This is a genomic window from Haladaptatus sp. CMSO5, assembly GCF_036689885.1.
GTDB lineage: Archaea > Halobacteriota > Halobacteria > Halobacteriales > Halococcaceae > QDMS2.
Genome location: NZ_JBAHVW010000001.1, coordinates 1937545 through 1957424, shown reverse-complemented (window position 1 = coordinate 1957424; position 19880 = coordinate 1937545). Strand labels below are relative to the sequence as shown.

The following is a 19880-nucleotide window of genomic DNA, read 5'->3' as shown; positions in this document are numbered from 1 at the left end:
GCTCGTCACGAGCAAAAACGCCGGAAGTCATAATTCAGGCTTTGACCTCCGACTTCTCTTTGACGCCAACCTCTTTGGCAAAGCGCGCGAGCACGTCGTCGGTGACCTGCTGTTTGTCCGCGCCGAAGTCCTTTACCTTCCGCGTCACTGCGCGCACCTGCTCTTCGGTTGGGTCGAACCCTTCGTCCTGCAGGCGCTTTCTCACGGAGTGAGTGCCTGTGTGCTTCCCCATGACCAGTTCACGGGTTGCACCGACCATCTCTGGCGTCATGACGCCCGGCTCGAACGTGGAGGCGTTCTCGATGACGCCCGCGGCGTGAATCCCGCTCTCGTGGGCGAAGGCGTTCTTGCCCACGACGGGTTTGTTCGCCGGAATCGGCACGTCGCTGCACTCCTCGACGATTTTCGCGATTTTCATTATCTGCGTGGTGTCGATGCCGGTATCGACGCCGAACAGACTCTCTGCGGCCATCACGACCTCTTCGTAGGCGGCGTTCCCGGCGCGTTCGCCGATGCCGTTTACTGACACCTGTGCCTGGTGGGCCCCGGCTTCGAACCCGGCGATGGCGTTCGCCGTCGCCAGCCCGAAGTCGTCGTGGGCGTGGACGTCCACGTAGGCGTCCGTGTGTGCGACCACGTCGGAGACCAGTTTGGCCATCCGCGTGGGCGTCGCCACCCCGCAGGTGTCGGGGATGTTAATCCAGTCGGTTCCCGCGTCGCTCACGGCTTCCACGACATCGATGAGGAAGTCGTGGTTCGTTCGCGTCGCGTCCATCGGTGAGTACATCACCGTGACGCCTGCCTCCTTTGCGCGCCTGACTGCCTCGACGGAGCGCTGTTTTGCCTCCGCGCGAGTGGCGTGCATGGAGTCTTCGAGCTGGATGTCACTGGTGCTCGCGAAGACGTGAATCATCTCCACGCCCGCGTCCAGTGCAGCTTCGATATCTTTGTCGACGACCCGCGCCAGTCCACACGTCGTGGTGTGCGTGCTCTCTGCGATGTCGCGGACGGCCTCGAACTCGGCGTCCGAGTTGACCGGGAAGCCAGCCTCGATGACGTGGGTTCCCATGTCGTCCAACGCCGCCGCTATCTCGCGTTTGTCTTCATACGAGAACGACGTGCGTGGTGTCTGCTCCCCATCGCGGAGCGTGGTGTCGAAAATCCGTACCGTGTCAATCTCGGGGGCAGTGGTGTTAGTTAGCGTGCCCTCGAAGAACTCGACCCGCCGTCTGAGACGACGTTTCCTCGGTATGTCGGTGAGACATTGTATCGCAACCAACTATCTAACGCATATATAACAGTGTCGCTCGAACCGGTCATCCTTTCACGCTGACAGCTCCGAGAAAAACCGGCGAAATTTGAAAACCGCACGACTGCGATGCCTCAATATGCTCAAAACATCCTTATACACTGTGGTATGCTATCCCGTCAACGCCTCCGCTAAATAATCATGAAAAAGTAACTTTTCCATTCTAATTCGCGGAATAAATGGTGCGCGCGCTCTGGGCGGGTGCTGACTGGACGGATGGTCGGTCACAGAGTGGGTGTACGCCCACGGTAGAAGAAGCAATTTCCCATGTGGCCCGAGAGAATATGAGGCTCGCGCACGTTGTCTCAGGTGATGTCTGAAGAAGTAACTCGCCTCCTCCGTCGCGCATATTCCGATGAGATTGAAACGGTCATGAACTACCTCACGAACGCCATCATCCTCGATGGGGTTCGTGCCGCAGAAATCAAAGAAAGTCTCGACGTAGACATAGAAGAGGAACTCTCCCACGCGCGCCTGCTCGGAGAGCGCTTGAAGCAACTCGACGAGCGACCGCCGAGTTCCTACGAGTTCGAAGCGCGCCAGCAGAGCCTCCAGCCACCCGAAGACTCGACAGACGTGCTCTCGGTCATCGAGGGTGTGCTCGAAGCAGAAAACGACGCTATCGACACCTACCGAGAGCTCATCACGGCCGCAAAGGAAGCAGACGACCCGGTGACCGAAGACCTCGCCGTCACCATTCTCGCGGACGAAGAGGCCCACCGCACGGAGTTCCGCGGCTACCGCAAAGAGTACCGCAACGACTAAGCAGCGACCGTCGGGAGGACATTTTTTGCGCGTCGTCGTGTGCGACCAGCCTCGCAGCCAACCGACAGTATATTTTTCTCGCCCGCCTTCGAGCCTACAATATGGGCGATTTCGACCTCGATTTACGAGCCGCAGAGAGTGAACTCGAAGAAGAAGGGCAGGGCAGCGGCGAGATTGTACTCGGCGTGTTAAATGGACAGACGCCACCGGACGAGTGGGTAGATGCTGTCAAAGAGGGGAAAACGCTGTTTCTCGCCATCGAAGGCGACCTGAACAGCCTCGCTGCCGGGTTTGCCCGCGACATCCGGGACTTAGAGGGCGAACTCATGCACTTTCGTGAGTTCCTCGTCGTCACGCCACCCGGTGTTGGTATCAACACCGAACGACTCTGAGGCTCACGCAATCGTCAGGTAGTGGCCGTCCGGGTCGCGGATGCGATAGCCGGTGTCTGTTTCTTCTACCGAGAGCGCTTTTTCTGTGATGGAGTCTACCTTTGTCATCGCAGCTGTGGCCGTCACGCCGATGTCGACATGGACGCCGCCGCGGGCGTCTGCAAGCCCAAGCTGTGGTTCCCAGAGTTCGATGTCGAAAGGGCCTGCGTCGAGGCGTACCCGTCGTCGGTTGTCGCCGCGGTCGCGGACGGAGAGGCCGAGGTCGGTGTAAAACGACACCGCCCGGTCTAAGTCTTCGACTTCGAGGACGATTTCGAAAATTCCCGTGATGCCCGTACCTTCGTCGGTTGATTGGCCAATCTCGACGCAGTTGCCTTCGAGGTCGTAGAAGTAGAGCGACTTTGCCGAGCCAAACTTGAACTCAGTGAGGTCGAACTGTTGGGAGAGGGTGTTCCACCAGTCGTCGTACTCGCCTGCTGGCGTCGAGAACGCGTAGTGCGTGTGCAGGCCGCCGCGGGGCACGGAGCTTGGTGCACGGAGAATCAGGTCTGTCTCTCCGACGGCGAGCGCCGCTTCTGACTCGCGTTCATGCCTCACTGAGAGGTCGAGGTGCTCGCGGTAAAACGACAGCGCCGGGTCGAGATATTTCACTTCGAGCGCCAGCCAGCGGAGCGACGAGAACATACCTGCCTCTACGACGGGGCTGTCCTTAAGCGGTTCCCGAACCGGGTAGGCCCGTCGTTTATCCGGCTTGCGCGCGTGAGTTGTGGTATGACGATGAAAGCCTCCGGCACGGCGGGCGAACCGGAACTAATCGACGAGTGGGATGGTGGCTTCGGCTGGATTGCCCATCCAGAAGAGGGGATGCAACGGGCGAGCCACGCGCTCGTCTCGGCCGGCCGTGTCTGGCTCGTCGACCCCGTTGACTTCGAGGGGTTAGACGACCACATCGCGGAGTACGGCCCCGTCGGTGGCGTGGTGCTGTTGCTCGACCGACACAAACGCGACGCGGCGGCGATTGCGCGCCGACACGACGTCTCTGTCTACCTCCCTCGATGGATGGCGGGCATCTCAGACGACCTCGACGCCCCGACAACGCTGTTCGAAGGTGCGCTTGCCGACACCGAGTACACCCTGTTGAAAGTGTACGACAACCCCTTCTGGAACGAAGGCGCGCTCTACGACGCCGACTCCGGCACGCTCGTCGTCCCGGAGGCGTTTGGAACCGTCTCCTATTACTGTACGAGCAACGAACGGTTGGGCGTCCACCCGGCGATGCGTCTGACCCCACCACGCCGCCCGTTTCGTGGACTTTCGCCGGAGCGAATTCTCGTTGGCCACGGCCCGGGAATCTCAACGGACGCAACGGGGGCGCTCCGCGATGCGCTCGCGGGGTCAATAAAGCGCACGCCAAAGCTCTACATGCAAACTCTCAAGAGTTTTCTCCCGTTTTAGCCGAGGCGTCGAAATCCCACGCAAGAAGGCAGGAATCGGTCAAAATGCGCCCGCTCTCGGGCGAGCACGACCCTCGCTACTGTAAACACGTATTTCCGACGATACTTTTTTGGTAAATCGTTCTGTAAGAAGGGTATATGTATGCCGTCCACGGGTGCCGGCATTCAATGTGGGAGGGCTGTCTCTGATGTACGTCACGATTGAGGCGTGCACGGGTACTCACGGCTTGCAGATTGCAGACCCCATTGAACGCAGACAGTGCACCCTCCGGAGTGAGAGTTCGGTAACGCCGAGTCCCGTGGATACAGACCGGTTTACCTTTCCTGTCGATACTGCAGTCTCCATCGAAACGAGCGAACTCGTCTTCCCACAGGTCGTCGCAGCGTACATCCGAAACGAGTGTGGCCAGACGGTTGCAGAGACAGACCACTTTTCCGTTCACGAACTCCCGGCTGGCGAGTATAGCATCGATTTACACGCACCCATCAAGCTGTATATTCAGGTGACAGCACCGCTTACGGTCACCACCGGTGCGACGGAGATGGTGTTCGACTTCGGGAGTGACACCGACGTCACCGTCGGCGCGCGGTCGTATCATGACAACCCCGCAACCAGCATCACGACAACGGCAGACCCCCAAGACCTGATGCAGGCAATTTCGTGTTTCGGGTCTGCGCTCAAAACGACTTCCTGTGAACGTTCGTATCCAACGCTTCGCGGGCATCCACCGACGATTGAACTCGGTGATGAGCTCGCGATTCCAGACGGTCTCGAACCACCGGAGACCGGGGTCTCAATCGAAGTCCCCCCCGACCTCGCCTCGATTTACGTCGTCGCCCCACTCGCCTACTATCTCGGGGCACGGGTCATCCCCGGCGAAACGGCGAGAATCGTCACTGAAACTGGCTACGTCCACCCACTCGGAACCGGAAAAGCGTTCGAACGGGAGGTAGAGCGTATTCTCAAACAGCAGTTCTTCTTAGACTGCATCACGCGCACGGAAGGCTACTATCAGGTTTCCCTGCACGAACGTGAGCAGGTCGAAAACTGCCTCACCTTCGAGTTACAGCACCGCTACGACCAGTCGGTGGGCGAGCACCTCGAAGCAGACCTCGAACAGCCGTTCAGTCGCATCGAGCCACACCTGCCAAAGTGGAAGCTGACGACGCACATCGCCCCGACGCCGGAGAACGTGGAGATTCTACCGTTTCTCGTAAACGACCTCGCGGTCATCCGAACGCCAAACCTGAATCGCGTGACGAAACCGGCGGCACAGACGGTTGCGATAGACGAGTTCATGCGTGACGAGTTCGTTCGGTCTTCGACCGAGGGCGAGCGAAACGCTATTTCGGTTGTTCAACCGGAGCCAACGAACTCCCTCGAACAGGCATGGGTCGGAGACGACGTGCCGATGGGGGCGACCAAGGCGACGGTGTCTGCCTATCGCAACCGGTTGCAACGCGATGTGACCAGCCAGAACATCGATATCACGGTCGTGTGCAACGACGAGGCCATGGTGGACGAACACACCGTCGCCGCCGATGTGTACGGCTCGCGTGAAGAACTACCGTACAACGTCACGCTCACGTCGAACCTCAGCGTCGCTGAACTCGCTGAAACGCTCGCATCGGACGTAGACTTTCTCCACTACATCGGCCACATCGACGACGATGGATTCCAGTGTACCGACGGAAAGCTCGATGCGAGGACGCTCGATTCAATCGGTGTCGATGCCTTCCTCCTCAACGCCTGTCGGTCGTACACGCAAGGGATGCACCTCATCGATGCCGGGAGCGTCGGCGGCGTCGTTACCCTCGACGATGTCATCGACAGCGGAGCGTACAGAATCGGCAGCACGATGGCCCGCCTCCTCAATCGTGGCTTTCCGCTCCGTGCTGCCCTCACGATTGCGGCGAATCAGACCATCGTCGGAAGTCGCTATCTCGTCGTCGGTGACGGAAACGTCGATATCGCCCACGCAGAAAGCCTCACGCCCTACCTCTGTGACGTTCGGACTCGGGGCGACAGCTACGATGTGAGCATTAGCACGTATCCGCCTCGAAACATCGGGATTGGGTCGCTCTATCGGCCACACATTGGGAACAACGAGCTTCAGTTTTTGAGTTCTGGGGAGTTGAAAACGTTCACACTCAGCGGTGAGGAACTTTCAAACTTCCTCGCATTAGAGGAAGTGCCCGTCATTCTCGATGGCACCTTTACGTGGAGTTCGGAGATTACACTCGAACAGTGACCGCAGGCAAACGCAACAGTCGGAGTTGAGTCGAACGAGCCGGTTCAGGGGCCGACAACCGTTGAGCCACCGCCCGCAATGGTGTTCCCAGCCTGCATTAGCAGGAGCGTCATCGTAAAGAGAATACCCATCATTCGCGGATTATTTGCAAGAAATTTCTTAGCTGATTTATCGGACATTTCAACCAATACGAAGGCAAATTTGTATATATAATTATTTAAATATATGTGATATAATTACTGTGCTAACAATTTTAAACTTTGATATACCGGCCGCACACCATTCTACGCAATGCTGGGACGTACAGCGAGCTGGGCCACCGCACACGATTGCAGCAGTGTTCTTATTCCGCACGCTCGCGTCTGTCCACCATGGTCTATGCGACACACGGGCTTCTCACAGTCCTCCTCGACTACGCGAAGACGGCGACACCAGCGGCTGTCACGTTCGCGCTCGGTACTACTCCCGCCGGATCGTTCACCGACACACTCGACCTGCCCGCAGAGACTGCGGTGTTTTCACACTTCTACCTCGCTGATGCTGGCACGTCAGTCTCAGCCGTCTTTGGCGTCGACCTGAACAGCCCAGCGACAACGCCACAGGGCAGATTCATCTCCGCTCCCGACGGCTTCGACGAGTCACGCACTGATATCGAGTTCATCCAACCCGTCTTCGTTGCGACACCACCGTGGGACGAGGACGCCATTCGCGTCTACGATGAGACGGGCACAGTCCAGCCGCTCACCATCGTCGATGCAACGCCCTCAGAAGACCCGCTCCCGTGACTTTCGCTACTTGAGGTAGCCAAGCTCACGCAGTTGGCGCGTGACTTCTTCGAACTCCGCTTCGGTCAACTCGCCTTTTCGCTGGTGTTGGACCACAATACTCCGCAACAAGAAGCGAACGAGGTCGCCCGTGCTCGAAAAGCTCGTTCCTTCAATCGTCTCTTCGACCTTATCAGCGAGTTCTTTCGAGATAGAGACCGAGGTGTACTTCGTCATGTGTGGCGCGAGGGGTTCACGAAAAATAGGTATTACGCCCGTTCGTCCGGGCCGGGCGACGCCGACTCGACGCGCCGTGGCTCCCCATGCTCAGCAGGGTTACGACGCTGTCTGGCAATTTCTTCGAGTCGCCGCGTCTGTTCGCGGTTGAGCGTCACAATCAAATCTGAAAGCACGCCGAACATCAACAGTTGCATCCCGAAGAGGATGAAAAAGGCCGACACAACCGCCATCGCCTCGTGAGAGACCCCGATGGTGACGTATTCGACGCCCACGTACAGCCCAATGATGACGCCAATCACGGTGCTCACCCCCGCCACACTCCCGAAGTAAAAGAGCGGATTGTTGGTTTTCGCGAGTTTGTACAGCGTCATCAAAATGATGCCACCGTCACGAAGCGGGTGAAGGTTCGTATCAGACGCCGCCGGACGCGAGCCGTAGTGAATATCCACGACGGTCGTCGTCACGCCGTGTTTGACGCACTCGACGGCGAGTTCTGTCTCGATACCAAATCCGTCTGCGTAGAGGCCAAGCGCTTCGACCGACTCGCGAGTGAACGCGCGATACCCACTCAGGATGTCTCTGAGATTGCGCCCGTGAATGAGCGAAAACGCCCGATTGATGACGCGATTTCCCACCGAATTCACCCGCGACATCGCATCCGTCTCCATGTGCGCAAACCGGTCACCGATGACGTGCTGTGCATCGCCCCACAGCAGTGGTTCGAGCATGGCTTCTGCATCTTCCGGGCGGTAGGTGCCGTCGCCGTCAACCATCAGAATATACGGCACCGAAATCTTCCGAATCGCCTCGCGGACGGCCTGTCCCTTCCCGCTGCCCGACTGGGTGATGACCCGTGCGCCGTGGTCGGCCGCAATCTCTCTTGTCCCATCAGAGGAGTGGCCGTCCACGACGAGGACGTTCGTCAATCCCTGCTCGTGGAAGCCGTCTACGACCGACCCGATGGTCGCGGCTTCGTTGAGCGTCGGGATGAGGACACAAACGTCGTCGCGGGATTCCATTGTTTTTTGGTCGTTTCCGGGCCTGCAAAAGCCTTCTCCTACACTAAGCTCTAATATGGGAGTTGGACAGTTACATTCGGTCTTTTTACCGTATTGAGACCAACTTGCCTGCTAACGTGTTATGTTTACGTTGTACTTTCTCTTCACAAATATTCACCGTTATACTCATTGAGCTATACAAAATAACCAATGAATTCGAATGGGAGCCATGGAAGTGTCCATGACGAAAAATCTGGGGGCGTAGCAAATCCACTAGTTTCGGTGATAATCCCTCATTTCAACGATGAGGATGTTATTGATAGAGCTCTCAAGAGCGTTGACGCCCAAACGTACGAGCCAATCGAGATTGTTTTAATTGATAGTTCTCAGAGCGATCGTCTCGCTACGCTTGGCGCCGAACGAACGGATATTATTTATAAATATCAGGAGCCAAGCGGTATCGCCTCAGCCAGAAATTATGGTATCTCTGTCGCAACTGGTGAATTCATTGCGTTTCTCGATGCTGACGATGAGTGGCTCCCAACGAAATTGACTCAGCAACTAACTGCGATTCAGGACGGTGCTGATATCGTTTACTCAGATGTTATTGTTGTGAAAGATGGGTTCAACCACAGATTGAACTCATTGTCTCTCTCCGATTCGGATGACCCACATATTGAGTTCTTCATAGAAGGTGGGGTTCCCTGTTCTACAATCGTAGCGAGAAAATCGTGCTTTTCACAAGAAAACTTTGATGAATCGCTTCGAGTAGGCGAGGATATGCATATGTGGGTCAGATTATTTCGGGCATTTCAGCCAGCGGCGATTCACGAACCACTGGCATATTATTATCGGCGAGAGAACTCTCTAACCAGTGACGTATACCGTCTTTGCGAAGACGAGCTGGAAATAATCGAAGACCTTTGTTCAAGATTTCCCGAGCTCAACTCATATCGTCGCACAGTCGAAGCGAAATCTGAGTACAAACTAGGCAAGCGACTTTTGAGAACGGGAAACTACCGTGCGGCAAGAGGCCCCCTTTTCAGTTCGATACAAAAAGGGTTTGTCGATATTCGGGGAGTTAGTCTTCTAGCCGTCTCTTTGCTTCCTATCGGACACCAACGAATAATGCGGATTCTTGAACGGCTTGGGTCCTAGCAATACTACAGCGTTGCGTCGCCTCAATAGCTGTAGCCAATCAGTAATACAAAAACGGTATTTGAATCAATGTGCAACTTAAAGCTACCCCAATTACCAACGAACCTATGAGCAATCCTAATGTTCTATTACTTGTTCTTGATAGTGTTCGGGCGGCGAACACATCAGTCAACAACTCGTCAGTCACCACTACACCGTTTCTCTCGTCGTTTGCTAACAACGCAACCAACTACACCCAGGCTCGTGCCCCGTCCACGTGGAGTCTCCCGAGTCACGTGAGCATCTTTACTGGCGAACACGCACATTCACATGGTGTTATAAGTACCACAAATCGCCTACGAGCAGGCCATTCAATATTTGAAGAACTTTCCAAAGATGGGTATTCAACTGGAGTGTTTTCTGATAACCCATTTCTGGTTGAGACAACTCACGGGCTCAAAAATGGGTTCGACCACGTTGAATCGGGGAGGGCTGTAAAATTCAAAGACGGCCTCAACCCCGTACAATTTGTAATTGACCACGGAGTTGGACACTATGCAGAATTTCTCAAGGCGTGTTTAAAGCACGACAAACCGCTGAAGTCTATTGCAAATGGAGTGAATTGGAAACTAGAAGATGTGGGGCCGAAAATCCCGCTTTTTCCTAATACAACACTCTCAAAAGGCACAGAGTTTGTAGAACCTTTCTTTGGGTGGGTTGATTCACAGACAGAACCATGGGCAGCCTGTGTTAATTTGATGGACGCTCACACTCCCTACGAACCAACGGAGCTCGTAGAGGGAGACGAGACGCTTGTTTCGCTTCGAGAACGAATCGACAATTACGTATGGGATTTTTATGCTGAGCAGCAGCCATGGTGGCTCCTAAAAGCCATGGAACCATTATACAACGATTCTATTCGAGATGCAGACAAAGCAGTAAACCAGTTAATAAACGAATTAAAACAACGGGGACTTTTTGATGAAACACTCATTGTTATCACAAGCGACCACGGTGAAGGGTTCGGTGAGCAAAGTGAAGTGTCACCAACCCACCGAATCGTTGGCCACGGCCGGTTTGCAGCTGAAGAGCTCTTGCATGTCCCCCTCGTCGTTAAGTATCCCGAACAAACAACAGGGAGTGTCAATCGAGAGCTGAGCACGCTCACGGCGTTTCCTTCTGTCGTACGAGCAGTTCGGAATGATGCAGCTGCTTCGTTTGCGACACCAAACGGTGCATATGCTTCCGTGTCACCGGGGGATTTGCACATGATTCCAAATCGGTATCAACAGTTGATAGACACCAAACCGTTCGAAGTCGCTACCAAAGTCGTGTACGAACAACACAACGACGAGATACAGAAGGTGATGAAGAGAGGTTCGGAAGCCGCGACATGGAACGTGACAGAATGGGGGAAATGGAAGGTTTCGGCTGACGCTAGTGATGTAGATGTTAAAACACGTTTTAAGTCCGTCCAAACTGAATCATTAACTGATGGAGAGGGCCAGCAAGAATACAATGATGCCACCCTCAATAGGCTCAGGGAGCTTGGATACGCGTGAGCGGCTGAGATATCGAACAGTGTCGTTATAACGAAATATTTCGGGCTATTGTCACTCGGAATTTTTCTGAAAGTACAGAGAGCACAGCAAGATAGAGCCCAGCCCCAACTACAACCGCACCGAGGGTAAACCAAATATCTGTCTCGAAGAACGATTTTAACCCGTATAAAGCGCTGCCCATAATCGTCGCTGCGAGCAGTTGATAACCAATTTCTGTAATTGGAAATGAAATATCCAGTATTTTCGAGAAGAGGGTATAGCCGAGAATGAGCGTTGAGAATGCAGACAAAAACGTTGCTACTGCCGCGCCCACCCAGCCATAAAGGTACACAAGAATAAGATTGAGCGAGCAGTTCAAACTGATGAATACAAGGTTGATTTTAAAAGAAATTTCTGGGTGTTTCAACGCGGTAGCAGCACTACTAAACTGCTCTCCATATGCGTAAACAAGTCGGGCGCAGATGAGAACGAGCAAGATTGTGTAGGCGTTGGGGAACTCGGAGCCATACATCGAAAGAATCCCTCTTCCAATCACGACACTCCCAACCAAACCAGGGATTAAGAGAAAGCCAGCAAACGATAGTGCATCGTGAAGGATATTTTGCACCCGGTTATGTTTTCCCGCGCCTGAAAGAGAGCTTACTTCAGGAAAGACTGCTTTGCTGACTGCAATGCCAAAGAAAGCAAGTAATGACGCGAGGCTCCATGCCACCTCATACTGTCCGATGAGCCCTGTTGAGACAAAAAATCCGAGGACAACGGTGTCCATTGCGGCGAATGTTCGCGTGCTGATTGTACCTAACCATGAAAATCGTGCGAACGAAATGATGTCCGAGATAGCTCGAGTATCAGGCGATGTGAACCGGGCGCTAATGTAATATATCCCAATAATGCTTGCGATCATGCCACCAATAGCGTGGCCAACTAATAGACCTGTAATGCCAATTCCAAAGAATACAACGCAGATGTGCAGTATACTCCGTACCGAAATTTGCATTGGCTCCAGTAACCCAGCAATATGAACCAAATGTTCACCTTCTAATCCTGACATTACGTATGCCATAGTGAGCACCGAAAACAGGAGGATTGGGATCGTCCAAGCGAATTCAGCCCCAATATACTGATTTATGAGGTTTGCTGCGGCAAGCACGAGAATGGTAAGAGTAGTAAATGAGAGAGCAAGGAGTACACCTGCAGCAGAAAAATACCGATTTTTGTCATAGTCTCTGCTCAGATATGTTTTGAGAGCGGAGAGAACGCCTGCTTCCCCGATCACATGAAGCCAGAGAACAATAGCGACAACCAATGCATACGTTCCAAACACATCTGCGCCGAGATTTCTCGTCACATAAATTGTCCCGATAAAACCAATGACTGACGAAACGAACTGCGCAACAAAACCGAGAAACGAAGTTTGTCCAATTTTCATCGTAACCGTCTCACAGCCAACTGGTTGACCGTCATTCGTGATATCCGAGATTTCGTAAGCGTTGTTTCACTGACTCCTCCATCTCTACACTCTCGATGTCTGTGGCCGTTGATTCGAGGTGTTTTTTATGAGCATTGATTTTTTGCTGTAGCTCTAGTATTATATCTGGATACGTTTTGGCGACATTTTGTTGCTCATCGGGATCAGTGTTCAAATCATAAAGTTTTGCAACGTCATTTGTCAATATATATTTCCAGGTGGTATCACGATACGAAAACACAGTTTCTCCGGAGTCTCTATTCGCCCAATCGCCGAGGATAGACACACGATTCCATTCATCGTCCTTGATGAGTCTCTGAAGGCTATGGCCCTCATACGAGTCTGGTATCGCGATATTTGCATATTCGAGAAGAGTCGGGGCGATATCGAGGAGGCCAACAAGTTCTTCGTAAACCCCTGCTTTCACACCCACATCTAACACAAATGGAACGTGCACGACTTCGTCGTGGAACGTCGATGTGTGGCTGAATCCGCCGTGTTCAAGAAATTCTTCCCCGTGGTCTGCTGTTATTGCAGTGATTGTTTCTCCCCATTCGGAAGTAACTGTCTCAACAAGTCGTGATATTTCTGCGTCAGTGTAGCGAATTTCGGCATCGTACAGGTCAATCAACTTCGCCAACTCCGTCTCTGTAATCTCTGTCGGAGATTCGAGCATCTTCCGACGGAGTTGAATCGCTTCTCGCTCACTGATGGGCTCGTCTCTAAAAGTCCGCTGGTGTTTTGCAGGCGGCACGTATGGATGGTGAACATCCATATAATGAACCCACAGGAACTTTGGCTGCTCAGAACTGCGTTGTCGAATCCAGTCGATTGCTAGATCAGTTGTTTTTGTTGCGTCAACGTACGTGGCACCAAGGTCTGTGCCGGCTTTTGACTCAAAGAGTTTATACAATTTAAAAATCGCTTGATATATTGGGCTAGAAGAATCTAATCTGCGCTTCACTTGTTGCCGAATTTTTGCGAGACGTGTTGGGTCTGACTTCGAATCGAAAAAGGTGTCAAATCCAGCATCGTAGCCAAAGTCTGCAGAGAGATACAGGTTCGAATGGAATCCAGCAGTTTCGTACTCCGCATCGCTGAACGGTTCTGCAAGCACCGTTTGTTCCTTGGAAATACGTTCGAACCCACCATACATCAGCGGGTATACCGATGTGAGAATCGTCGGAAATGATGGGCGAGTACTGCAAGCGTGAGCAAAGGCGTTAGAGAAAGTCAAACTAGTATTGGCAATCGAATCGATTGTAGGCGTTGTATCTCGATGATAGCCCAGATGACCAACGTGGTCTGCTCTGAGCGAATCGATTGTTACCAGCAAGACGTTTCGCATACACTTCGCTCGTCATTCAATCTATTTCATCGTTCTGATGAACGATGTCCATGCCGTGTGTATTGAATACTTCTTCACAGCCTTTCGCCAATCGGTATGTAATTAACGACGGGGAGATGACGAGATCTATGGTACAGGTAACTGTAGTGTTACCGACGTATAATTCGGCGTCTTTCCTCCCGGACGCCCTTGAAAGCCTTTCAGCGCAAACATTTGAAGACTTTGAAGTTCTCATCGTAGACGACCAATCTACCGACGGGACGCAAGAGATTGCAAAGAATTGGTCTGACTCACGAATGAGGCTTGTAGTTCGTGAGGAGCGTGGACTTCCATCTGCCCTCAACCGTGGCATTGCAGAGGCGCGAGGGAAGTATATCGCTCGTCACGACGCAGATGATTTCTCAGAACCAGCTCGGTTGGCTAGACAGTATCAGTTCCTCGAACGACATCCAGCAGTTTCATTGGTCGGGTCTGGAACCCATATCGTCACGGAGGACGGGACTCGAAGGTCAACAAGACACGTCGTAGAGTGGCCCTCATTTAATGAGCTTCTTTCTGGGAATCAATTTGTTCATGGTTCGGTGATGATGCGACGTGAAGCAGTAATCGATGTAAGTGGGTACGATGAGTCACTAACTTATACCGAGGACTACGACTTATGGCTTCGTCTTGCATCGAAGTATGTCGTTTCAAATATTGATGAGCCGTTGTACAATCTACGTCTGCTTTCGGACAGCATCTATAGTGAAAAATTACGTTCAGTGAAGCTCTTTGGGCGGTATGCGCGATTGCGAATTCAAGGACGTGCTTCACCGCAACTACAGCAAGAAGTTGAAGCTGGAAATGTAGAAGCTGTTTACGACCAATTGACAGACGAGCAAAGAGCAGATTTTCACAAGGAAATGGCAATAGAGCTACTTCGCTATGGACAACTTCAAAGGGGCCGTGAAGAATCTCGGATATCACTTGAGTACGAAAAATCAGTAATAGGGATTCTCATTCTATGTCTATCAAGGACTAACGAAACTATCGTCTCTGCTGTAGTTTTAGTTTACCGAGCAGTCCTAAATCTAAACATTTATCGAGCAAATCGACGAGAACGATAGGCGATCACTAATCAGCTATCGCCACTGAGTAATCCCATATACAAATCCTGCTCCGACTGCTCCAGTCAACAGAATCAGCATCACTAACTGTGTGAGTTTTGAGAGCGACGGGTGAAAGACGAGCCGTTTCGCCCGCTGTGGCAAAAATTCTGTTAGCAACTGACCCAAGAATTCAGATTCCTCGCCGCTCGATTCCGGTACCAACACCTCCATCGCGCGCTTCGAGTAGCCCTGCCAGAAGGCCCGGCGAAGCAACCACTCAGGGTCGGTGCGGTAGGCGAACACCTTGTGAGCCACGCGCGCGTCAGGGGTGTAGTAGACGCCGGCATCGTACTGCTGGCGCAGGCGCGCACAGAGTTCGGTCTCGCCGCCCTGGAGGTTTTTGTCGCCTTTGCGGCCGCCGATGGCGGTGTCGAAGCCGCCGAGGTCGGTGAACACGTCGCGTTTGAACGAGAGATTCGAGCCGAAGGTGTTCCGCACCTCGCCGGGGCCGTCTGCGAAGCCGCGGTGGGTGACGCCGATGAGCCAGTAGAACTCGGCGGGGAGAAACGAGGGTTTGCCCGCGACCCACTCCGGGGTCATCCGCCCACCCGCGGCGAGCGCGTCGTGGTCTTCGTACACCGAGACGAGTTCTGCGAGCCACTCTGGGTCTGCAACCGCATCGTCGTCGATGAACGCAACGATATCGCCGTCTGCGAGCTCTGCGCCCGTGTTCCGGCTTGCGAGCAGGCCGCGATTCTCGCTGTTCAGGTGGATGCGCACGTCCTCACGCGCGCCGAAGTCTTCGATGACGCGTTCTGCCACCTCGGGGGTTCCGTCAACCACGACGATGAGTTCACGATTCGGATACGTTTGAGAGAGGATGCTTTCCGCTGCTTCCTCGAAGGCATCGTAGAGGTCGAGCGAATACGTACAGAGGACGACGGAGACCCGCATTTTTCAGAGAAAGGTGACGTTTGTCCAAAGGCGTTTCCTTTCAATTCCTTGCTGGTGTTGACGCGTAGATAACAAGGTTTATGCGCGTTTTCCTAGTCAGGAAAGACAATGAGCAAACGCAATAAACAGCCGTCGGCACAGACCCGTCGTTCCGGGTCGGTGGCCGACCTCATCGAGGAGTGGTATCACGTTCCGCTCCTCGTGGCCCTCCTCGGCGTGATGCTGTACACCCGAGTTCAGGGCTGGAAAAATTTCGTCAGTGGCGGCGACGTCTTCTTCTCTGGAAACGACGCATGGTACCACTTCCGACAGGTGAGCTACACGGTTCAACACTGGCCCTCGACCATGCCCTTCGACCCGTGGACGCACTTCCCGGTCGGCACGAGCGTTGGCCAGTTCGGGACGCTGTACGACCAAATCGTCGCCACCGTCGCGCTCATCGTCGGCCTCGGCAGTCCAGACCAGCACACGATTGGTCTGACGCTGTTGTTCGCGCCTGCGGTGTTCGGGACGCTCGTGGCGATTCCAGCCTACCTCATCGGGAAGCGCCTCGGTGGCCGCTTTGGCGGCATCGTCGCGGTGCTCATCCTCGCGCTCGCGCCGAGTGAGTTACTCCGACGCAGCCTCGTTGGCTTCTCGGACCACCACGTCGCAGAGGCGCTGTTCCAGTCGATTGCCGTCCTCGCCGTGATGGTCGCCCTGTCGGTCGCAGAGCGCGAGAAACCGGTGTACGAACAGTTCCAGGAGCGTGATTGGGATAACCTCAGAAGCCCCGTCGGGTGGGCCGCGCTCGCTGGCGTCGCTGTCTCACTCTACATCTGGACGTGGCCACCGGGCGTCTTCCTCGTCGGTATCCTTGGCGTCTTCTTCGCGCTCGCACTGAGCATCGTCTACGTGCGCGGCGGGAGTCCAGAACACCTCGCCATCACGGGCGCGGTGATGATGGGTGTCGTCATGGTGCTCACGCTCGTGTCGTTCGACAGCTTCGCCCTCAGTCCGACGCAGTTCACGCTCATCCAGCCGCTCCTCGCCGCCGCCGTCGCCGGTGGCTGTGTGTTTCTCGCGTTCCTCGCGCGGAAACTCGACACGACCGACTACCCACGACTTGCGTTCCCCGGCGTCATCGTCGGCTCTATCGCGGTCGTTTCGCTTCTCTTGATGGTCGTCGTCCCGGACGTGTTCAACTTCTTCGTCTCGCAGTTCTCCCGTGTCGCCGGACTCGGGTCGAGCGCCGGTGCTCGAACGGTCGGTGAGGCCCAACCACTCCAACTCTCACAAGCACAGAACTACCTCTCCTTCTCCTACGGGCTGACGTTCTACACCGCCGTCGTCGGCGCGGGCGTCATGCTCGTCCAGTACTTCTACGCGGGCAAGTCGCGCGCAGAGTACCTCTTCGTCCTGACGTGGGCCGTGTTCATGACGGCAGCCGCGTTCACGCAGGTGCGCTTTAACTACTACCTCATCCTCGCTATCGTCGCGCTCAACGCCTTCCTTGCGGGCGGAATCTTCCGCTACGTCAGCCCCGAGAAGGCGATTCGCTCGGTGCGCGACATCGAACTCTATCAGGTACTCACTGTCGTCGCCATCTTGCTCGTCGTCACCGGCCCGCTCGCGCTGCGGGGGACGAACGCCATCTCCTACGCCGGGCAGGTGTCCCAGCCAGGTGAAGTCACCCAGTGGGACGACAGCCTCGACTGGCTCGCAAACGAGACGCCGAAAGAAGGTACCTACGGCGGCGCACAGAACGAAATGGACCTCTACGGTACCTACGCCCAGACGGACGACTTCGACTATCCAGACGGCTCGTATGGGGTGATGTCGTGGTGGGACTACGGCCACTTCATCACCGTCAAAGGCGAGCGCATCCCTGACGCCAACCCGTTCCAGCAGAGCGCCACCGAAGCGGCGAACTTCCTGCTCTCGACCAACGAGACGGAAGCGAACGAGCAACTCGTGAGCGACGAGGGCGAAGAGACGCGCTACGTCATGATTGACTGGAAGCTTGCAGACCCGAGTTCCAACAAGTTCTCCGCACCACCTGTTTGGTATGACAAGGGGAATCTGACCTCGCGGGACATCATCACGCCCGTGTTCAACCAGCAGGGGACGCAGCTCGTCTACACGGTACAGTCACAGCGCTACTACGAGAGCATGCGGACGCGCCTCTACTACCACCACGGCAGCTCCATCGAAGTCGAGCCGGTCGTCTCCGACTGGGGGACGAGTTCGGTGCAAACCAACCGGGGGACGGTGACGTTCCCAGCACTGCCAAGCGGACCGAACGCGACGGCAATCAAGCGGTTCGAGACGATGGACGAAGCCCGTGAGTACGTCGACAACGACGCCACCTCGCAAATCGGTGGCATCGGGAAGTACCCAAGCGAGCGCGTTCCCGCACTCCAACATTACCGCCTCGTGAAGATTTCGAACACGTCTGCACTGTCTTCACCGACGTTCCAGCAGGCGTTCTTCACGCGCGCTCAGTTGCTCGGTCAAGCCGGCCTCTCAACGAACGCCCTGTTCAACACGCCGCCAGCGTGGGTCAAGACGTTCGAGAAGGTGCCGGGTGCCACCGTGGAAGGCACCGGTCCGGCGAACACGACCATCACGGCGTCTGTCGAGATGCGGATGCCAACGTCGAACTCGACGTTCACCTACACCCAACAGGCCCAGACCGACGAGAATGGCGAGTTCACGATGACGCTGCCGTACTCGACGACGGGCTACGAAGAATACGGTCTCTCCGAAGGCTACACCAACGTGAGCGTTCGCGCGACCGGCCCGTACACGTTCACCTCGCCGCTCGAACGCGACGACAACCTGACCGGCACGCAGTGGCAGGGGACTGCGGACGTGACCGAAGGCCAAGTCATCGGTGAGGATTCGAACGCCGTCACAGTCTCACTTTCTGAGGAGACCGTCGACATCCCCGAAGGCGCACAGGACGACGGCAACGCGACCAACACGTCTGACGGAAGCGGCACGGACGCGCCGAACGGGACGAACACCACGAACGACTCCAACACCTCGGCTTCGCTGACGCCGCCCGCCACGCTCTCGTGGCAGGCGGCTGACGCCCCGGCCGTAGCCAATATACCCTCGGCTCTCCCACGAGTTGCCTAATGAGTGATTCTCGGATTCCCGGAGGGGAGCTGTTTTCAATCTACTTGAAAGGCTTTTTCATGGGCGCAGCAGACACGGTTCCCGGCGTTTCGGGTGGCACGATTGCGCTCATCACCGGGATTTACGAACGGCTCATCAGCGCCATCACGGAACTCGACGCTGCGGCAATTGCGAACGTGTTTCGCCTCCACACCGCAGACGGCCGCGCGGCGTTCCGCGACGACCTGCTCCGCATGGACGTGTTCTTCCTCGTCGCACTTGGGGCTGGTATTCTGACGGCGCTCATCACGCTCTCGCGCATCGTTGAGACCGCGCTCGTGGAGTATCCGACGTTCACGTTCGCGTTCTTCTTCGGGCTAATTGCCGCCTCGGCCATCGTCCTCTACAACCACGTGAACGTGAACACGCCCGCCCGCTTCGCCGTCGCCATCGTCGGCTTCGTGTTCGCGTTTCTCGTCTCGGGGGCATCGAGCAGCGGCGGCCTGCCGAACACGCTGCCGTTCGCGTTCGTCGCCGGAGCCATCGCCATCACCGCGATGATTCTGCCCGGCATCTCCGGGTCGTTCCTCCTGTTGCTCATGGGCCAGTACGAGTTCATGCTCGGCACGCTTCGCCGGTTCATCGACTCGCTCCTCGGCGTGGTTCGCGGGGGGTCGCTGGACGTCGTCATCGAACCCGCCACGACCGTCGTCGTGTTCTGCGTGGGCGCGCTCGTTGGCCTGTTGACCATCGCCCACGTCATCCGGTGGGCGCTCACCCACTACCGCGCGGCGACGCTCACGTTCCTCGTGAGCCTGATGGTCGGCGCGCTTCGCCTCCCGGCAGAGCGGGTGCTCGCAAACGGAACCTTCGAGTCGGCGCTCTCGATTGGTGCGGTCGTGTTCATCGCCATTGTCGGTGGAGCGGCCGTGCTGGCGCTCGACTGGTACACCGACGACCTCGAATACGCCTAACTGCCCCGTCTCCACCGCAGTTTTTTCCTGTCACAGAAAGCGGAGAAACCGACATGTTTGTAACCGGGGTTGC

General features: G+C 55.4%; 18 protein-coding genes. 10 read left to right on the top strand and 8 right to left on the bottom strand.

The window, feature by feature from the left end; translation table 11 throughout:
- Positions 1-34: 34 nt before the first annotated feature.
- Entirely contained in the window at positions 35-1270 is a 1236-nt protein-coding gene (locus V5N12_RS10250) for a LeuA family protein (protein WP_332900090.1), read from the bottom strand.
- A 351-nt stretch (positions 1271-1621) separates the two neighbouring features.
- On the opposite strand from V5N12_RS10250, the gene V5N12_RS10245 reads away from it, so the two are divergent.
- Positions 1622-2074, top strand: coding sequence for a ferritin-like domain-containing protein (locus tag V5N12_RS10245; RefSeq protein WP_442904939.1), 453 nt, complete (start codon positions 1622-1624; stop codon positions 2072-2074).
- A gap of 101 nt (positions 2075-2175) precedes the next feature.
- On the top strand, positions 2176-2466 hold the full coding sequence (locus tag V5N12_RS10240; protein ID WP_332899069.1) for a DUF5779 family protein: 291 nt from the start codon (positions 2176-2178) through the stop codon (positions 2464-2466).
- 3 nt (positions 2467-2469) lie between these two features.
- Here V5N12_RS10240 and V5N12_RS10235 read toward each other — a convergent pair whose 3' ends face one another.
- Positions 2470-3150 carry a VOC family protein gene (locus V5N12_RS10235; RefSeq protein ID WP_332899068.1) on the bottom strand — a complete coding sequence of 227 codons (681 nt, stop codon included), beginning with the start codon at positions 3148-3150 and terminating at the stop codon, positions 2470-2472.
- A gap of 87 nt (positions 3151-3237) precedes the next feature.
- Between V5N12_RS10235 and V5N12_RS10230 the strand changes: the two genes are divergently transcribed.
- Positions 3238-3921, top strand: a complete 684-nt coding sequence (locus tag V5N12_RS10230) for a hypothetical protein (protein WP_332899067.1) — start codon at positions 3238-3240, stop codon at positions 3919-3921.
- A 187-nt stretch (positions 3922-4108) separates the two neighbouring features.
- Positions 4109-6172, top strand: coding sequence for a hypothetical protein (locus tag V5N12_RS10225; protein ID WP_332899066.1), 2064 nt, complete (start codon positions 4109-4111; stop codon positions 6170-6172).
- A gap of 44 nt (positions 6173-6216) precedes the next feature.
- Here V5N12_RS10225 and V5N12_RS17170 read toward each other — a convergent pair whose 3' ends face one another.
- Positions 6217-6351 (bottom strand): DUF7503 family protein, encoded by a 135-nt coding sequence (locus V5N12_RS17170; RefSeq protein WP_442904938.1) that lies wholly within the window; start codon positions 6349-6351, stop codon positions 6217-6219.
- Positions 6352-6543: 192 nt separating this feature from the next.
- On the opposite strand from V5N12_RS17170, the gene V5N12_RS10220 reads away from it, so the two are divergent.
- Positions 6544-6957 carry a hypothetical protein gene (locus tag V5N12_RS10220; RefSeq protein ID WP_332899065.1) on the top strand — a complete coding sequence of 138 codons (414 nt, stop codon included), beginning with the start codon at positions 6544-6546 and terminating at the stop codon, positions 6955-6957.
- A 6-nt stretch (positions 6958-6963) separates the two neighbouring features.
- On the opposite strand, the gene V5N12_RS10215 is transcribed toward V5N12_RS10220, so the two are convergent.
- Entirely contained in the window at positions 6964-7173 is a 210-nt protein-coding gene (locus V5N12_RS10215) for a CopG family transcriptional regulator (RefSeq protein ID WP_276247388.1), read from the bottom strand.
- A 32-nt stretch (positions 7174-7205) separates the two neighbouring features.
- A complete protein-coding gene (gene aglJ / locus V5N12_RS10210) occupies positions 7206-8195 on the bottom strand; it encodes an S-layer glycoprotein N-glycosyltransferase AglJ (RefSeq protein WP_332899064.1) in 990 nt (329 codons plus the stop codon).
- Between the two features lie 189 nt (positions 8196-8384).
- On the opposite strand from aglJ, the gene V5N12_RS10205 reads away from it, so the two are divergent.
- On the top strand, positions 8385-9332 hold the full coding sequence (locus tag V5N12_RS10205; protein ID WP_332899063.1) for a glycosyltransferase family 2 protein: 948 nt from the start codon (positions 8385-8387) through the stop codon (positions 9330-9332).
- 107 nt (positions 9333-9439) lie between these two features.
- Positions 9440-10873 (top strand): sulfatase, encoded by a 1434-nt coding sequence (locus V5N12_RS10200; RefSeq protein ID WP_332899062.1) that lies wholly within the window; start codon positions 9440-9442, stop codon positions 10871-10873.
- Between the two features lie 25 nt (positions 10874-10898).
- On the opposite strand, the gene V5N12_RS10195 is transcribed toward V5N12_RS10200, so the two are convergent.
- A complete protein-coding gene (locus tag V5N12_RS10195; protein ID WP_332899061.1) occupies positions 10899-12302 on the bottom strand; it encodes an oligosaccharide flippase family protein in 1404 nt (467 codons plus the stop codon).
- Positions 12303-12333: 31 nt separating this feature from the next.
- Complete coding sequence (locus V5N12_RS10190; protein ID WP_332899060.1) at positions 12334-13689, bottom strand: sulfatase-like hydrolase/transferase; 1356 nt, start codon at positions 13687-13689, stop codon at positions 12334-12336.
- Between the two features lie 128 nt (positions 13690-13817).
- Between V5N12_RS10190 and V5N12_RS10185 the strand changes: the two genes are divergently transcribed.
- Positions 13818-14795, top strand: coding sequence for a glycosyltransferase family 2 protein (locus V5N12_RS10185; RefSeq protein ID WP_332899059.1), 978 nt, complete (start codon positions 13818-13820; stop codon positions 14793-14795).
- A 15-nt stretch (positions 14796-14810) separates the two neighbouring features.
- Here the strand turns inward: V5N12_RS10185 and aglG are convergent, their stop codons facing one another.
- Positions 14811-15731: a glucosyl-dolichyl phosphate glucuronosyltransferase gene (aglG, locus tag V5N12_RS10180; protein ID WP_332899058.1), complete on the bottom strand. Its 921-nt coding sequence runs from the start codon at positions 15729-15731 to the stop codon at positions 14811-14813.
- A gap of 108 nt (positions 15732-15839) precedes the next feature.
- Between aglG and V5N12_RS10175 the strand changes: the two genes are divergently transcribed.
- Positions 15840-18854: an oligosaccharyl transferase, archaeosortase A system-associated gene (locus V5N12_RS10175; RefSeq protein WP_332899057.1), complete on the top strand. Its 3015-nt coding sequence runs from the start codon at positions 15840-15842 to the stop codon at positions 18852-18854.
- A complete protein-coding gene (locus tag V5N12_RS10170; protein WP_332899056.1) occupies positions 18854-19807 on the top strand; it encodes a DUF368 domain-containing protein in 954 nt (317 codons plus the stop codon). The genes V5N12_RS10175 and V5N12_RS10170 overlap by 1 nt, the downstream gene beginning before the upstream one ends.
- Positions 19808-19880: the final 73 nt, after the last annotated feature.

What these genes read in the sequence shown, in the direction of transcription:
- V5N12_RS10245 (WP_442904939.1), top strand. Translation starts at nt 1,622, where the DNA reads ATGTCTGAAGAAGTAACTCGCCTCCTCCGTCGCGCATATTCCGATGAG.
- V5N12_RS10240 (WP_332899069.1), top strand. Translation starts at nt 2,176, where the DNA reads ATGGGCGATTTCGACCTCGATTTACGAGCCGCAGAGAGTGAACTCGAA.
- V5N12_RS10235 (WP_332899068.1), bottom strand. Translation starts at nt 3,150, where the DNA reads ATGTTCTCGTCGCTCCGCTGGCTGGCGCTCGAAGTGAAATATCTCGAC.
- V5N12_RS10230 (WP_332899067.1), top strand. Translation starts at nt 3,238, where the DNA reads ATGACGATGAAAGCCTCCGGCACGGCGGGCGAACCGGAACTAATCGAC.
- V5N12_RS10225 (WP_332899066.1), top strand. Translation starts at nt 4,109, where the DNA reads ATGTACGTCACGATTGAGGCGTGCACGGGTACTCACGGCTTGCAGATT.
- V5N12_RS17170 (WP_442904938.1), bottom strand. Translation starts at nt 6,351, where the DNA reads ATGTCCGATAAATCAGCTAAGAAATTTCTTGCAAATAATCCGCGAATG.
- V5N12_RS10220 (WP_332899065.1), top strand. Translation starts at nt 6,544, where the DNA reads ATGGTCTATGCGACACACGGGCTTCTCACAGTCCTCCTCGACTACGCG.
- V5N12_RS10215 (WP_276247388.1), bottom strand. Translation starts at nt 7,173, where the DNA reads ATGACGAAGTACACCTCGGTCTCTATCTCGAAAGAACTCGCTGATAAG.
- aglJ (WP_332899064.1), bottom strand. Translation starts at nt 8,195, where the DNA reads ATGGAATCCCGCGACGACGTTTGTGTCCTCATCCCGACGCTCAACGAA.
- V5N12_RS10205 (WP_332899063.1), top strand. Translation starts at nt 8,385, where the DNA reads ATGAATTCGAATGGGAGCCATGGAAGTGTCCATGACGAAAAATCTGGG.
- V5N12_RS10200 (WP_332899062.1), top strand. Translation starts at nt 9,440, where the DNA reads ATGAGCAATCCTAATGTTCTATTACTTGTTCTTGATAGTGTTCGGGCG.
- V5N12_RS10195 (WP_332899061.1), bottom strand. Translation starts at nt 12,302, where the DNA reads ATGAAAATTGGACAAACTTCGTTTCTCGGTTTTGTTGCGCAGTTCGTT.
- V5N12_RS10190 (WP_332899060.1), bottom strand. Translation starts at nt 13,689, where the DNA reads ATGCGAAACGTCTTGCTGGTAACAATCGATTCGCTCAGAGCAGACCAC.
- V5N12_RS10185 (WP_332899059.1), top strand. Translation starts at nt 13,818, where the DNA reads ATGGTACAGGTAACTGTAGTGTTACCGACGTATAATTCGGCGTCTTTC.
- aglG (WP_332899058.1), bottom strand. Translation starts at nt 15,731, where the DNA reads ATGCGGGTCTCCGTCGTCCTCTGTACGTATTCGCTCGACCTCTACGAT.
- V5N12_RS10175 (WP_332899057.1), top strand. Translation starts at nt 15,840, where the DNA reads ATGAGCAAACGCAATAAACAGCCGTCGGCACAGACCCGTCGTTCCGGG.
- V5N12_RS10170 (WP_332899056.1), top strand. Translation starts at nt 18,854, where the DNA reads ATGAGTGATTCTCGGATTCCCGGAGGGGAGCTGTTTTCAATCTACTTG.